Source organism: Flavobacteriales bacterium (assembly GCA_020435415.1).
GTDB lineage: Bacteria > Bacteroidota > Bacteroidia > JACJYZ01 > JACJYZ01 > JACJYZ01.
In genome coordinates, this window is the sequence record JAGQZQ010000004.1 from 56624 (window position 1) to 72035 (window position 15412).

The 15412-nt window shown below is 45.4% G+C and carries 11 protein-coding genes; 9 read left to right on the forward strand and 2 right to left on the reverse strand.

All coding sequences use genetic code 11. The annotated features are described in order from the left end of the window. Positions 1–338: 338 nt before the first annotated feature. Positions 339–887, reverse strand: coding sequence for an RNA methyltransferase (locus tag KDD36_01650; protein ID MCB0395325.1), 549 nt, complete (start codon positions 885–887; stop codon positions 339–341). Positions 888–1011: 124 nt separating this feature from the next. Here KDD36_01650 and mutS point away from each other — a divergent pair, with 124 nt between their 5' ends. Beyond that, positions 1012–3654 carry a DNA mismatch repair protein MutS gene (gene mutS, locus KDD36_01655; protein ID MCB0395326.1) on the forward strand — a complete coding sequence of 881 codons (2643 nt, stop codon included), beginning with the start codon at positions 1012–1014 and terminating at the stop codon, positions 3652–3654. A 44-nt stretch (positions 3655–3698) separates the two neighbouring features. Here mutS and KDD36_01660 read toward each other — a convergent pair whose 3' ends face one another. Continuing rightward, a complete protein-coding gene (locus tag KDD36_01660) occupies positions 3699–4412 on the reverse strand; it encodes a TonB family protein (GenBank protein MCB0395327.1) in 714 nt (237 codons plus the stop codon). Between the two features lie 805 nt (positions 4413–5217). Between KDD36_01660 and KDD36_01665 the strand changes: the two genes are divergently transcribed. From KDD36_01665 to KDD36_01700, 8 genes are all read left to right on the forward strand, one after another. Further along, the gene (locus KDD36_01665) at positions 5218–6417 is read left to right on the forward strand and encodes a sugar transferase (protein ID MCB0395328.1); all 1200 of its coding nucleotides are present in this window, start codon (positions 5218–5220) and stop codon (positions 6415–6417) included. Positions 6418–6494: 77 nt separating this feature from the next. After that, positions 6495–7262, forward strand: a complete 768-nt coding sequence (locus KDD36_01670; GenBank protein MCB0395329.1) for a polysaccharide export protein — start codon at positions 6495–6497, stop codon at positions 7260–7262. A gap of 4 nt (positions 7263–7266) precedes the next feature. Further along, positions 7267–9624 (forward strand): polysaccharide biosynthesis tyrosine autokinase, encoded by a 2358-nt coding sequence (locus KDD36_01675; GenBank protein ID MCB0395330.1) that lies wholly within the window; start codon positions 7267–7269, stop codon positions 9622–9624. A gap of 135 nt (positions 9625–9759) precedes the next feature. Further along, positions 9760–11205 (forward strand): hypothetical protein, encoded by a 1446-nt coding sequence (locus KDD36_01680; protein ID MCB0395331.1) that lies wholly within the window; start codon positions 9760–9762, stop codon positions 11203–11205. A 6-nt stretch (positions 11206–11211) separates the two neighbouring features. Beyond that, positions 11212–12573: an MATE family efflux transporter gene (locus KDD36_01685; protein MCB0395332.1), complete on the forward strand. Its 1362-nt coding sequence runs from the start codon at positions 11212–11214 to the stop codon at positions 12571–12573. Beyond that, entirely contained in the window at positions 12570–13502 is a 933-nt protein-coding gene (locus KDD36_01690; protein ID MCB0395333.1) for a glycosyltransferase family 2 protein, read from the forward strand. The genes KDD36_01685 and KDD36_01690 overlap by 4 nt, the downstream gene beginning before the upstream one ends. Positions 13503–13507: 5 nt before the next feature. Continuing rightward, positions 13508–14767, forward strand: coding sequence for a hypothetical protein (locus KDD36_01695; protein ID MCB0395334.1), 1260 nt, complete (start codon positions 13508–13510; stop codon positions 14765–14767). Positions 14768–14797: 30 nt separating this feature from the next. After that, positions 14798–15412, forward strand: a 615-nt coding sequence (locus tag KDD36_01700) for a glycosyltransferase family 2 protein (GenBank protein MCB0395335.1), incomplete at its 3' end; no start/stop codon positions are given.

Below are 15412 nucleotides of genomic sequence, written 5' to 3' on the forward strand. Positions count from 1 at the left end.
CCGGCGGGAATGAAAAAGTTTCCGGACACTTAAAAAAAACGGGACATGGTCATGTCCCGTTCTGCCCCGATCAAACCTAATCCCTTCGATCGGTGTGCTAACACCCCATGTCATTCCCGCACTTTTGAATGCACAGGGTGTTATTTCAGATTCTTTGACTACACGGATGCAAATTCCTTATGTAGCTGAAGCAAAGAACGGGTATAGTTCCATATGCATCCGGTGGAAATGAGAATTCGGTGGAATCTGTTTAAGATTCGGTCGCTAATAGACAATAATCTGTTTGATGAACCGACCGGATTTGGTTTCCATCAATTATAGCGGAGGAGGATAACGTCTCAACGGGTCTGTTCGGATACGAGGGAATGTTGTCTGAAGAAGGCCCAGGAAACGATGCCTGCAGCAACGGCAATGTTCAGGGAATGCTTGGTGCCAGCCTGAGGAATGTCTACAACGGCATCACACAATGAAAGAATATCAGCGGATACGCCCTTAACTTCATGTCCCAGAACGATCGCATAGGATGTCGTTGGATCTATGCGGAAGTCATTCAGCGATGTGCTGATGTCCGTTTGTTCAATTCCGATAATGCGGGTGCTGTATTGTTTCAATTCGTGAATGGCTTCCCCGGTCGTGCCGAAATATTTCCATGTCACGGTGTCTGTCGCACCCAATGCGGTTTTTAGTAATTCTTTTTGCGGTGGCACCGCGGTGATACCGCAACAGTATATAGCAGCAACGCGAAAGGCATCCGCGCTTCTGAATACAGAGCCCACGTTATGAGCGCTACGGATATTGTCTAACACGATCGTCAAGGGAAGCTTGTCTGCTTTTCTGAATTGATCAGCATCCAGCCGGCCCAGTTCTTTGTTTTGAAGCTTTCGCATATGGCGTAAAGGTAAGAACCTTCCGGTGTTGATGGAATGTTAATAAGAAATCATGGGTTGTCAGGTCGAAGCCCCTATATTTATAGGTTAATGTTGATTCGAAGTTTGTAAATCCGTTTGATGTATGGCCGTAGCAGGAAAGCGAAAGACCAAATCAAAAACCAAGAGTACCGAAACCCCATTGATGCAGCAGTACAACGCCATCAAAGGGAAACACCCGGATGCGTTATTGCTGTTCAGGGTGGGTGATTTTTACGAAACCTTCGGTGAAGATGCTGTAAAGGCCGCCGGGATCTTAGGCATTGTCCTCACCAAACGCGCCAACGGGTCTGCTTCGGAGATCGCATTGGCGGGCTTTCCGCATCATTCACTTGACACCTATCTCCCGAAACTGGTACGCGCCGGATACCGTGTGGCCATTTGCGATCAGCTGGAAGATCCCAAGATGACCAAAACCATTGTGAAACGCGGTGTGACAGAACTTGTGACGCCGGGGGTGACCATGAATGATCAGGTGCTGGATACCCGCTCAAACAATCATCTGGCAGCAGTACATTTCGATAAAGATCAGGTAGGGGTGGCGTTTCTGGATATATCCACCGGCGAGTTTCTGGTAACTCAAGGTAACCATGATCATGCTGAAAAAATATTAACGGGTTTTTCACCAAGTGAGGTGATCTATCTTAAGCACGACAGGAAACAGTTCGTTCAGGTATTCGGAGATCGCTATTTTACGTATGCGATGGAAGACTGGGTGTTTACACAGGACTTTGCCCAGGATATTCTGTTGAAACACTTTCAGACGAATTCGCTTAAGGGCTTTGGTGTGGAGCAACTGCATACCGGAATTGTAGCTGCCGGCGCCTGTCTTCATTATGTAGCCGAAACACAACACGATAAAGTTTCTCACATTACCGGGATTTCAAGAATAGAGGAGGACCGGTATGTGTGGCTGGACCGCTTCACGATACGGAATCTGGAGTTGTTTCATTCTGCCAATCCGGATGCCACCACATTTCGGGAAGTGATCGATGAGACCGTTTCCCCGATGGGTTCACGCATGCTGCGCAAGTGGATCGCCTTTCCACTGAAAGATGTCAACGCGATCCGGGCAAGACATGATGTGGTAGAAGAGTTGCTTGAAAATGATGCCCTATTTGCGACATTGGAAAGGGAGATACAACAGATTGGTGACCTGGAAAGACTCATCTCCAAAGTGGCGGCGCAACGTATCAACCCGAGAGAGCTGGGGCAACTGTTGCGTTCCCTCCAATCCGTAGAACCTGTCCGCGAAGCCTGCACAGAATCGAAATGCAAGGCACTAAAAGAGCTGGCCGGACAAATGATCCTGTGCGATGAAGCCATTCAAAAGATCGCAGGTACCCTCGTTGATGAGCCACCGGCCTTGCTTAACAAGGGCAAGGTGATCGCAGAAGGAATTTCACCTGAACTGGATGAGCTGAGGAGTATCGCAGGATCGGGAAAGGAACACTTGCTTAAAATTCAGCAAAGGGAAACGGAGCGAACCGGCATTCCATCACTAAAGGTGGCATTTAATAATGTTTTCGGCTATTACCTGGAGGTTACCAATGCCCATAAAAATAAGGTGCCATCAGAGTGGATCAGGAAACAAACCCTGGTGAATGCGGAGCGATACATCACCGAGGAACTGAAATCCTATGAAGAAAAAATACTGGGTGCGGAAGATAAAATGCTGGCGTTGGAAGCCCGTCTTTTTCAGGAACTCGTGTCAGCATTGGTTCCCTATGTGAAGCATGTGCAGGTGAATGCACAGATTATCGCCAGACTGGATTGTTTGTGTTCATTCGCAACCTGTGCAAGAAAGGGCAACTATGCGCGACCAGTTGTTGATGAAGGGGAGGTGCTTGATATCCGTGGCGGTCGTCATCCGGTAATCGAATCACAGCTGCCTCCGGGGGAATCATACATAGCCAACGATGTTTTACTGGATCCGGAATCGCAGCAGATCATTATCGTGACCGGACCCAATATGGCGGGTAAATCGGCACTCCTCCGGCAAACGGCATTGATTGTGCTCATGGCGCAGATGGGCAGTTTTGTGCCGGCTACTCAGGCAACGATCGGTTGGGTGGATAAAATATTCACCCGCGTTGGTGCATCGGATAATATCTCCTCAGGGGAGTCAACATTCATGGTGGAGATGAATGAAACCTCCAGCATTCTGAATAACCTGTCTCCCCGAAGTCTGATTCTTCTTGATGAGATCGGCCGCGGTACGAGTACGTATGATGGTATTTCCATCGCATGGTCTATCACCGAGTATCTTCATGAAAACAAACACGCCAGGGCAAAGACCATGTTTGCCACCCACTACCACGAGTTGAATGATATGGCGGGTCTGTTTCCGCGTATCAGGAACTACAATGTTTCTGTCAAAGAGGTAAACAATAAGATCCTTTTTCTGCGGAAGCTGGTTGCAGGTGGAAGTGCCCATAGTTTCGGAATTCACGTAGCACGGATGGCGGGTATGCCCAAACCCATCTTGAACAAGGCGGAGGAAATGCTGAAACATCTGGAATCAACCCATGGGAACAAGGGAAGGGAAGAAGGGAATGGCGTTGCCAAACGTGGTGAAGATGTGCAACTGAGCTTTTTTCAATTGGACGATCCGGTATTGGAGCAGGTCAGGGATGAGATTCTGGAACTGGATATTAATACGCTCACGCCAGTGGAAGCTTTGATGAAGCTGAACGAAATAAAAAAGCTGGTAGGAGGGAAGACCTAAAATCTTTGGGATCAGATCTTCCCCCGAACCAGTCTCATGTGGTGTTATCTCAATCGGAAAAGTATCGGTAGCGAACATTGCATGCGTACCTTTTTACCGCCATGCTCAGCCGGAATCCATCGCGGTAATTTTTTCACAGCCCTGGCCGCTTCCATTTCCATATCTTTTGTGCGGACCTGAGGTGAGTCGACAATGGCAATGTTGGTGAGTTGCCCGTCAGGTTCAACCACAAAGGTCACGTAAACGGTGCCTTCCTGGTTTCTGTCCATATCTCTTGCCGGATAATGAAGTTCACTCTGAAGGAAGCGGTCCAGCGCTTTTTTTCCTCCCGGGAAGGAGGCTTGTTTCTCTACCTGCCAGCCGTGGTAAACGGTAACGTTGGGAATCTCTTCCGTTTTATCCACTTTGAAGGTCATGTCGGCCAAATCTAACGCCAGGGTATCTGGTGTTGTGAAGATGGTCTTGGTCTCTTTATGTTCATTGTCGACCACCTTCAACTTATTGGGATCGGTTTTTTTCTTTACCTCGGTGATCTCAGGTTTTTTCTTGTCCTTAATGATATCAACGACAAAGATGTCAGGTTCAAAGCTGCTTCCGACGGTTGGGTCCCCGAGGTCGATCAGTTTTCCAACAGGGGATTTCCATTCAAAGGCAATCAATGATAAACTTAAGGATGTGATGAAGCCGATGGCAAGGAACGACTTTCTTTTTCTTTCCAACCCTTTCTGGCCGGAGCGAGCGTGTTGTCTGGTGGTCATAATTTTACCCTCCATGATTTAGTGATACATACAGTGATGATGCGGCGGAAGGTAAAATTTCACATAGGCAAGTCCAGTATAGTTTTTTTATTGAACGCCACACATTAGATGAATATTTTATGGTACTGGTTGTCAAACTTTTTTCTAACATCAAATGATGTGGTTTTAGTAGTGTAATAAAAGGGTAGATATTATTGATTTTGTGATAAAGTGGAGAGGAAGGCACGACTAAAATCAAAAGAAGTAAAACCAAAATCACAATTAACCGTAGACGGATGTGATTTTGCGCTTATAATAATCAAAATAATTTAACGGACATGTGTCGCGTGAGTAAAAACAATAATTTATTAGTGTTAAATCTTACCCAAGCATGTTTTTGTTGAAAATACAAGATATACGATATTTAATTGTTTGAAAAACAGTAAGATGAATGCCGTATTTTGCCCTACGGGAATATACTTAAGGTCAAATATTGAGTAAAATCACTTCGCTTAAACCGTGCTTCGCCTTGTACTTTAGGATAAGTCGTAGTACTTTTGCCAAGTGTTGACGCAGTTGAATCCGTTTTTTTATTGAAATATTTTCGTGGCGAAAGTCACAATCTGAAGTAGAAGGATACCCAGGAACGTGAAGAAGTATCAAGGAATATTGAAGTTGGCAAGCAAGATAGAGTTAAATCAATTCTTGCAGGATTTATGTCAACCTTTGATTTTTTTGAAACCTGTAACGTTGGAGTTGAAAGAAATTAATTCTGCGTCCGTAGCAGATTGCAATAAATTGAAATACACCAGAAATACTTAAGCACATGAGAGTTAAAGAAGAGTTTGTAGAGGTGGTGCCGTCCGAACTGGATGTTGAAATCAAGAAAATTTTTGAGCCAAAGAAAGCGGAAAACTTTCTTAAGGCCTTTCCAAGACTGGCCCTTCGCAATCTGAAGGACCTGTCTATCTATGAGAAAGAACAGCGATTAAAAAGAACAATTCTCGAAGAAGGTGGGGAAACCATCTTAAATTTTATATCCGAACAAACTGCTCTTCAGGATTCAGGAACAATATTACTTACATCGTCCTGCAAAAATGCTTCACGCGTATTGGCTTCTGCACATCGCGACGTGAAGACTGTCATTGATCTGGGGGTTATCAACTACAAAAACGACCTCAACCAGTATTTTGAGCATGTGAACGCCGCCTTGCCGGATGCCGGTATGTTTATCGGTTGCATTGAATCCATTAAGGAACGCTCAACCCGTATGAAGGGCAAATACAAGTTCATGTATCCCTTCTACCATTTATATGACTTTGTTGTTAACCGTGTTTTGGCAAGAGTATCATATACCAAGCCTCTGTATCAATTCCTTACAGGTGGCAAGTACTTTGTTATCTCAAAAGCTGAGGTTCTTGGCAGACTTAGCCATGCCGGTTTCGAGGTGATTGATCATAAAGAAGCCAATAATCTTTTCTACTTCTCTGTCATGAAGACCGGCTTACCCAGTGAGGAAAAGAACATTCCGACCGGTATGCTCATCAAGATGAAGAGAATTAGCAAGGACGGCAAGATCGTTGGTATCTACAAAGTGAGAACCATGCACCCATACTCTCAGTACATTCAGGATTATGTGGTGAAAATGAATGGTTATAACAAAGTGGGCAAACCCAACTCTGATTTCAGAATTACCAAATGGGGCAAAGTGCTGCGTAAGCTTCACGTAGATGAAATGCCTCAATTACTCAACCTTTTCAAAGGCGAACTCAATCTTGTTGGTGTGAGGCCTTTAACGCAATTCGGTTTTCAATCTCTCCCCGAGGATCTGCAGAAAGACCGGATTAAATTCAAACCTGGTTGCATACCCCCAAACGTCGCCCTGGGCCTTACTGGTTTTGATGGCGTAATCAAAGCGGAAAGAATTTATCTTAGAAGCCGGAATAAATATGGTATTTTTGTAAACTTCCAATATTTTTGGATGGCTGTTTACAATATGCTGCTTAAAAGAAAGTTAAGTGCCTGAATAGGTACTGAACTATCCGGGATTCCCTGGTTTTTTAGGCAAAATGAGAGGTCCGGTTCGCCGGCTAAGATGAATTTATGAAGAACGCTTGCCTGGTTATTTCCCTGCTTGTACTGATGGCATCCTGTGTGCCGCAGAAAAGGATGATCTACATCCAGCCCACCAAGAACACGACGTATAATTGGACGGGAAACAAGCAACGGTTGAAGATTTCGACATTTGATATGCTATATATCAAGGTCACTACCACCGATAATCCTGAGTATAACTTCTTTAGTGAGGAGAACAAGCTTAGCGCCTCCATAACCGATGCAAGTCTCGCCGTTACTGCATACACCGTAGATGAATCGGGATTTGTAAAGCTACCAGTCATCGGAAAGGTTCAGGTTCTTGATATGACCGTGGAGGAAGCGGCCGTAGCTATTCAGGAAGCCCTGAAGGTGGTGTTGACCACACCAATTGTGACGGTGCGTTATGTAAACAATAGCATCACCATTCTTGGTGAGGTGAATCGGGCTGGCACCTACACTTACACCACAGAGAATATGAATATTTTCAAAGCTTTGGGCATGGCCGGAGATATTTCCGAGTACGGTGATCGCAGACATGTCGTACTGGTGCGTGAGCAAGGCAAACAGATTATCAAACGCAGGATTGACCTGACCAAGGATGATCTGTTCAAATCAGAATATTACTACCTCCGGCCAAATGATGTGATATACGTATCTCCTCTCAAGGTTCGTCGTTTTGGAATGACCGAGATACCCTATTCCCTGATCGTGTCAGTAGGAAACTCGGTACTTGTAGCCATGGTATTTTATCTTCAATACGTGAAAGGACAGTGACCATATGGAAGCCCGTCAGGATCATGAAACCTTTTATTATGTCAAGTTTGCCTTATCCAAGGTAAAGAAATACTGGTACTATTTTCTGATCTCATGTATGTCCTTTGTAGGGATGGCCTATTTTGTCAACTGGTATCTTCAGCCGGTTTATGAAGTGGGTAGCCTGATCCTTATCGAAGGTGGCAGGCAAAGTGATCCCTCCGAAAAATTCATGGAGTCCTTCTCGATCTTTACGCCATCAAGCGATATCAGCAAGGAGATCAGAAAAATGAAATCTCTGGAGCTGATCCAGAAAGCACTGGAACGAACCCATGCCGAAGTGAGTTACCGGGCGATTTCAAATACCATTAAGAAAAAGGTGATCTATGACGATTCACCTTTCAAGGTTGAGGTGCTTTACGACCATCCGCAACCTCTGGGCGTGAAGTTTGAAGTCAAGCCAAAATCAACAGATCGCTTTACCCTCCTGGTGCCACCGTTTGATGAAGCAGTCACTTATTTCAATTACCAGGAAAACAAGGCTGTTAATTCAGGCACCTTCTCCGTAAATAAGGAATTTTCCTATGGTGATACGATCCGGACAAAGGAGTACGCATTCGTAGTTACCCGTCCCCCCGATATATCTCATGATTTTCAACCGGAAACCCGGTACGTGTTTGAGTTTAATGACATCAACCGGCTCACTTACAGATACCAGAAAGACCTTAAAGTTGAACAGGTTGGGAAGGATATCCAAGCCGTAAGTATCAAGTTAAAGGTGAAGCGCCCACAACAAGGCATTGATTTTATCAATGAACTCACCAAGGCATATATGCAGCGAAATATGGAGAAGAAAGCTGCACTTGCGGAAAATTCATTGCGCTATATAGACAGGGAGATCGCAGCTATTGAGGGTACCCTTAACGAAAAGGAGTCAGATCTCCAGAAGTTTCGTTCGTCCCATCAGATGATGGAGATGAAAACCGTGTCTGATCAGGCGTTTAAAACCATCACGGACCTGGAACTGGAGAAGGCGACCCTCGAGTCACAGGCCAAATATTATGACTACATCACACGATCGCTTCAGGATAACCAGAATGAAGCTAATCTCGCATTGCCATCTACCATGGGAGTGAATGATCAGGTGCTGACCGGTATTATTCAGGAATATCTGAAATTGAGTATCGAACGAAGCAATCTCGTGGAAAGTAACAAGACCCTGAACCCGTACTATAAGACCATCGAAAATAAGATCGGGGTGCAAAGAAAGGCTTTGCTGGATTATATATCCTACATGAAGCGGACCAATGATCTCTTGCTTAGTTCCGTGGATTCCCGTTTGAAACAGGGTAGTGCGAAGATCACCCAATTACCTGGCACCGAAAGACAGTTGGTTAGCATTGAGCGCGAAAAAAGTCTGAATGATGAGGTATATAAATATATGCTTCGCAAGAAAGCAGATGCACAAATTGCACGCGGATCGAATTTCCCTGATAACGACATTCTTGAGGATGCCAAGCTGACCCAGATGGATCCGGTTTCTCCCAATAAAGCACTGAACTACCTCCTTGCCTTGACCCTCGGTTTCGGATTTCCTTTTGCCATCTTCGGTATCAAAAGCTTTTTGAACAATACCGTTAATGATGAACAGATTCTTCGCTCCGTTACCCACCTGCCGGTGATCGGACGGGTGTATCATAAGACCGGACAAAAGGATCTGGGTATTCTGGATGACTCTCCCAAATCACCGGTGGCTGAGTCTATTCGCGGGATCAGAACGAACATCGAATATTTTCTTGAAGGAAAAGACAATCAGGTGGTGCTGTTCACGTCTTCCATGTCAGGTGAAGGTAAATCCTTTTGTACCCTGAACCTGGCCAATAGCATGGCGATGGTGAAACGAAAAACCGTATTGGTGGATTTCGACCTGAGGCGCCCCAACCAATACAGGCCATTTGCATCCGAAAATAGCCCTGGCCTTTCAGGATACCTGAGTGGACAGGCTGAACTGGATGATGTTTTTGTGGAAACAGACATTCCATACCTGAGCTATATTCCTGCCGGGGAGGCGCCACCAAATCCTGCAGAACTTATCGACTCGGAAAGAACAGAATATCTCATGGAACAGTTAAAGCAGGATTATGATTATGTAATCATCGATACTGCTCCAGCCGGCCTGGTAAGTGAGAGTTTCCTGCTAATGAAACATTCAGACCTCAAAATCATTGTTACCAGAAGAAAGGTCACAAAGATCAGTGGCCTGGTTGAGCTGCTTAATGAATTAAAGGTGAAGGAAGTGGGAGATTTGTATTGTTTGTACAATGATGTGGAAGTATCCGGCACCGTTTATGGCACCACGAATAAATACTTTACAAAGAATTAAAAGGGCAAGACGTATCGTTTATCACAGAAAGACTCCCGGTAAAGACCAAACCCCGGACAACAAATGTTCGTATGAAGTCGAATGATGACCAACGAACCTAATATAAACGATCTACTATACGCCAGGCAATTTCTTATGTCACCCGACGGCTCCGATGAACTAAAAGCCTGGAAACACACAACCATAGGCGACTACACCGTACAAGCACACCCCCTTGCAACGCTTACTCATATCCGTTCGGAAGGATCGGATACCGAACTGACCATGGTGGGTTATATACTGGATCCACAGCGTCCCGAAGATTCCAATGAAGATATCCTGCATGCACTCGCAAAAGATGCCTCCCTGGAATCACTTTCAGAGCGACTATATCCGTACACCGGCAGGTTTGTGCTGATCGCCAGGGTGGAGCGCAGCTACTATTTGTTTCATGATGCGTGCGGACTACGTTCGGTTTTTTATACCTATAAAAACGATAAGCTTTTTGCGGCATCCCAACCATTGCTAATTGGTAAACAAGTCCCGCTGGAAAAGGGAAAACAATTCACGGATTACCAAAACTCATCTTATAAGAAACAAACCATCGAACATTGGATGCCTGCAGGGTGTTCTTTATATGAATCCGTAAAAAACCTGGTGCCCAATCACTATCTGGATGTTGCCAATCGTGTCCAGGTTCGCTTTTGGCCTGTAAAGCGAATAGGACAAGTATCCATGGAAGAAGGAGTGGAAAAGGCCTCCGAATTGCTGGCCAAGACCATGATCGCATACCGCACCCGTTTTAAACTGGCGGTGACAACCACAGCAGGGAATGATTCCAGGGCCATCCTAAGTGCTTCGAAGGCTATAGCCGGTGATGTTTTCTTCTACACGCTTAAATACAGAAACCTGAGCCCGGATTCAAATGAAATCAAATTACCGCGCAAACTGCTGGGTAATCTGGGATATCAACATCACGTGATTGATTGTAGTCAAAGCATTGCACCGGAATTCAAGACGATTTATGAGAAAAATACGGATATGCCGCATTGGAATGACTGGGGATTAATAGCTGGTGGGATGCGCAAGGATTATCCCGCTGATCATGTATCCATCAAAGGGAATTGTGCCGAAGTGGGCCGATGCTTTTATTATAAACAAGGCCTTCATCCAACCGTACGATCGTATGAATATATTCTTGACCTGATTCCCGGATGGGGTAAAATTCCTTTTGTAAAAGCCAGGGTAGCGGAGTGGTTTGAGGAAATGAAACCCATTTCAAAAAATTATGGCTACCAGGTGCTTGATATGTTTTATTGGGAACACAGAATGGGTAGCTGGCAGGCGCAAAGTCAGCTCGAATCAGACCTGGTGTATGAATCCGGTACGCCTTTCAATAACCGGCAGTTGCTGGACGTAATTCTATCGGTTGACCCCGATGAACGATGTAAACCGGGATATCCGGTATTCAAGGAGATCATGAATCATTTGTGGCCCGAAACACTCAGTGTTCCAATCAACCCAAAATCACGTTTTCACTACCTGATAGTCATGCGGAATATTATTGCAGCCCGCCTGGGAATAGGCAACAGGTATAATTAAAGCCGCATGAATGCTATATTGAATAAATACCTCTCGCGTACCAATGCGAGATCCGCCAAAGCGGTGAAAAATATCTTCAGTTCCTTCGCCATCAAAGGTGTAAGTATTGGGGTGAACCTGGCACTGGTACCTCTTACCATCGATTATCTGGGTGAAACCAAATATGGTATATGGTTAACCATTGGCTCTATGCTCGGATGGATCAACTTTTTTGATGTGGGCTTAGGACACGGTCTCAGAAATAAGCTGGCCGAATCGTTTGCCCATGGTAACATGGATAAGGCTCAGACATATGTGAGTACGGCGTATATCTCCATATCCGCATTAAGCCTGGCCGTCTTTGGGGTATTTGCTATCACAAATCAGTTCATTGACTGGAATGTTCTATTGAATATCCCTCCGGACATTACCATCGGCGAAGACCTGGGTACCATTACCCTGGCTGTATTCCTGATGTTCTCCGTTCAATTCGTACTTCAACTCATCAACAGCATTTTTCTGGGTAATCAACAGCCGGCGAAGGTGTCGTTTAACGCCATGGTCGGAAATCTGTTCATCCTTGCCGGTGTGTTTGTGTTGATGAAATACTATGACGCTTCGCTGTTCTATATTGCATTGTTATCATCTGGTGTTCCCGTTTTGGTGCTGGCCGGAGTGAATATTTATAATTATACCCATGGCTTTAAAGCATTTTATCCGCGGTTCGGCTCGTTCGATTTCAGCTCCTTGAAAGATGTCCTGAACCTGGGGGTTAAATTCTTTCTGATCCAGATCAGTCTGCTTGTTTTCATCGGTACCACGCCATTTCTCATATCCAATTTTCTGAGCCCCAAATTGGTGGTGCCTTTTAACATTGCGTTCAGGTATTTCGGTGTTCTTACGATGGTATTCAGCATTATCATGTCCCCGTTCTGGTCTGCATATACCGAGGCATATGCCAAGCGCGATATTGTGTGGATCCAACGCTCCATTAAAAGACTGGTCAGGCTCTGGTTGCTTTTCGTCGGTGCGGCTGTGCTGATGCTGGCTCTCTCAAATTGGGTGTATGCCCTATGGGTAAAGGATGTGGAGGTGGATTTCAGCATTTCCCTTTGTATGATGATTTACGTGGTGCTCAATGCCTTTGGAAATATTTATATTATGTTTCTGAATGGGGTCGGGGCGGTGCGTATGCAGATGATTACCGGATTGGTGGGCATGGTGATATTCTTTCCACTGTCCTATTTGTTCTCCGTTGTGATGGATTTGGGTGTCGCAGGCATTGTCATTGCCACAACCATTTGCAGTTTGTATGGTCCGCTTATCGCACCCTTTCAGGTAAAGAAAATATTAAACAAAGCTGAGGAAACCCCGGCGGATAAAATATGATGGAACAGAAGCAACCACCCTTATTGGCCATTGTCATCCCCACCTTCAACAGGAAGAAGGAGCTTTCATTGTTGCTTTCCCAACTGAAGGATCAGGATGAAAGTGGGTGCTCATATGTGGCTGTAGTGGTTATAGACGGCTCCACCGATGGCACCGTGGAGATGTTACAGCAGGATTTTCCGGATGTGAAAACGGTATTGGGTAGCGGCCAGTGGTGGTTTACCAAATCATTGAACGAGGGCTGTAAATACGCCATTGAAGAACTGGGCGCGGACCTGATCCTTACCATGAATGACGATGTGCAACTCCCGTCGCAGTATCTGAGCGAGCTGATGAAAGGATACCGCGAATCTGGGGGTGAAGCGATCATTGGTTCCGCATCCTATTCGGTCAGTACCCCGCGAATGATAACCTTCGGCGGATTCAAGGGAGAGAATCGTATCCGGCTGAAATACTATAAATATGTTCCCTCTTTTACCTTCATGGAACCTGGTGAACTAAAAGGTTTGGTTACATCTGTGACTTTGCCAACCCGGGGTACGCTGGTTCCTTCCGGTGTTATGAAGAGATTAAATTATCTGGATGATAAGGTGTTCCCACAGTATAATTCAGACTATGATTTTGTTTTGCGTGCAGGGAGAGCCGGTGTTAAGGTATATTTGAGCTATGATGCCTACGTGTTTGAGAATATGCAGCTCACCAGCGGCGGAAATCCGCGCCTGGTCAAGAGCTTTGGCGCCTACCTTCGGAATATCTTCTTCAACAGGTATTCATCCAACTACTTTTTTAATCAGCTGCATATGTCATGGCGTTTTGGGTATAAAATCCTTTTTCCATACTATTTCCTGGTCGCTGTGGCGGTGATCCCTTACATTTATATGAAGTATAAATTCTCTTCCCTTAACAAAGCCGTGGAGGGTAAGAACTAAGCGCAATGCTAAGGAAACTGAAAGCACTGTCCCTCCAAGAGAGAAGCAACTATGGCATGGTCCTGGGCCTTGTCGCGGTTAGCGGTTTTCCATTCTTTTTTGGGTCCGTACTCAATTCCGTGGCGCTTTTTATGTTTGCTATGTTTGTTTTTCTGAAGCGGGGTGAGCGGTTCAATACCAAAGTGCTGAGTATTGTAGGACTATTCTTTCTGGTGGAGATGCTACAAAATGTGTTCATCTACCGCATTGCCATGACCACCATGATCGGTACCTACATCAGGTTTTTTATGGGCATCCTGATTGTGATGATGTGTGAAAGGAACTTTACCAGGTACTATGTCAATCTGATCTATGCACTTACGGTATTCGGTTTCTTCTTTTACGTTCCTTCGGTCTTGTCTAACAACATCCGGGATTTCTTTACAAATACCGTCTGCTCTTTTTTCCCGGCCATCGGTTCGGGTAGTGATTCAAGTGATGGGTTTTATGTGGCGCAGCCCACGATCATGTTCTATACGTTTCATGAGGTGCTTAAAGATTTCCGGAATTCCGGTCCTTTCTGGGAACCGGGTGCCTATGGCGTTTTCCTGAACCTGGCACTGATCTTCAACATCATCAATACGAAAACACTGATCACGAAGAAAAATATCGTCTTCGGAGTGGCGATCATATCCACCCTTTCTACTACCGGTTTCGTGGCCTTCTTCATTGTGGTGGCCTCCTATTATCTGGTGGTGGGAAGTTTGTCCAGGAAAACCTTCATGCTTTCCATGTTGGTGCCAGTTTCCATTTATATGTTCGTTACCCTTGATTTTCTGGGAGATAAGGTGGAAAAGAACATGGAGCTGAAGGATGACAGCACATCCAGGTTCGGCAGTTTCTATGCGGATGTCAAGGACTGGTCTACCAGTCCGGTCATCGGATGGGGGAAGGGGGAGATGCGCTTCGGTGGAAAAGAGTTCACCTTCTTTACGGAGGAACAGCACCGCAACAACGGCTTGTCGGATTTGCTGGCCACCTATGGAATCTTCGTATTTGTTGTAGTTTTGCTGAATTATTACAGGACATTCAAGGTGCTTTGCCTTGCTAATGATTTTAATAAAACATTTGCTTTGCTGGCGTTTGCTGTAGTTCTATTGCTGGGCTTCAGTCAATCGATCTTCCAGTATCCGTTTTTCCTGAGCCTCATGTTCATTCATTACATGTATGCGAAATGGATACCCAGGGAGGAATTGCCAACGTTGAGCAGCACCACAGGTACGTGAATCGGTGCAACATAAGATATTGATCAGTATATGAAGTACTATATAATTACGCCTGCCAAGAATGAGGAGCAGTATATCCGGCTGACCCTGGAATCGATGGTGAAGCAGACGGTGAAACCCGAAAAGTGGATCATTGTGAACGACGGGTCCACGGATCGTACCCTGGAGATTGCTGAAGAATATGCTGCCAAACATCCCTGGATTCAGATTATCAGTCTGGATAACAAAGGTGAACAACGCTCCTATGGCTCCAAAGTCATCAGGGCTTTCAACGCAGGATACAGACTGATCACCGATAACGACTACGGTTTTATCGTGAAGCTGGATGCAGACCTGTCATTTCCGGAAACCTACTTTCAGCAAATAGGTGAGGCGTTTGATGCAGACCCCAAACTGGGCCTTTGCGGAGGGTATGTGCTGGAACGTCCGGATGAGTATGAAATCAAGAAAACGCGCTTTCCGAGGGTGGAGGGCGCACTTAAATCCGTACGAAAAGCGTGTTTTGATGATATCGGGGGCTTTGTGGAAGAGAATGGTTGGGATGGCCTTGATATATTGATGGCATTGCATAAAGGCTGGGAGATGCGCAACATCGATGTGAAGGTCACACACCATCGCCCGGAAACCTCCGCCTATCGGTCCACG

Excerpts from the sequence above, each read along its gene's own strand:
- KDD36_01650 (MCB0395325.1), bottom strand. The coding sequence starts at position 887 with ATGCGAAAGCTTCAAAACAAAGAACTGGGCCGGCTGGATGCTGATCAA.
- mutS (MCB0395326.1), top strand. The coding sequence starts at position 1,012 with ATGGCCGTAGCAGGAAAGCGAAAGACCAAATCAAAAACCAAGAGTACC.
- KDD36_01660 (MCB0395327.1), bottom strand. The coding sequence starts at position 4,412 with ATGACCACCAGACAACACGCTCGCTCCGGCCAGAAAGGGTTGGAAAGA.
- KDD36_01665 (MCB0395328.1), top strand. The coding sequence starts at position 5,218 with ATGAGAGTTAAAGAAGAGTTTGTAGAGGTGGTGCCGTCCGAACTGGAT.
- KDD36_01670 (MCB0395329.1), top strand. The coding sequence starts at position 6,495 with ATGAAGAACGCTTGCCTGGTTATTTCCCTGCTTGTACTGATGGCATCC.
- KDD36_01675 (MCB0395330.1), top strand. The coding sequence starts at position 7,267 with ATGGAAGCCCGTCAGGATCATGAAACCTTTTATTATGTCAAGTTTGCC.
- KDD36_01680 (MCB0395331.1), top strand. The coding sequence starts at position 9,760 with ATGTCACCCGACGGCTCCGATGAACTAAAAGCCTGGAAACACACAACC.
- KDD36_01685 (MCB0395332.1), top strand. The coding sequence starts at position 11,212 with ATGAATGCTATATTGAATAAATACCTCTCGCGTACCAATGCGAGATCC.
- KDD36_01690 (MCB0395333.1), top strand. The coding sequence starts at position 12,570 with ATGATGGAACAGAAGCAACCACCCTTATTGGCCATTGTCATCCCCACC.
- KDD36_01695 (MCB0395334.1), top strand. The coding sequence starts at position 13,508 with ATGCTAAGGAAACTGAAAGCACTGTCCCTCCAAGAGAGAAGCAACTAT.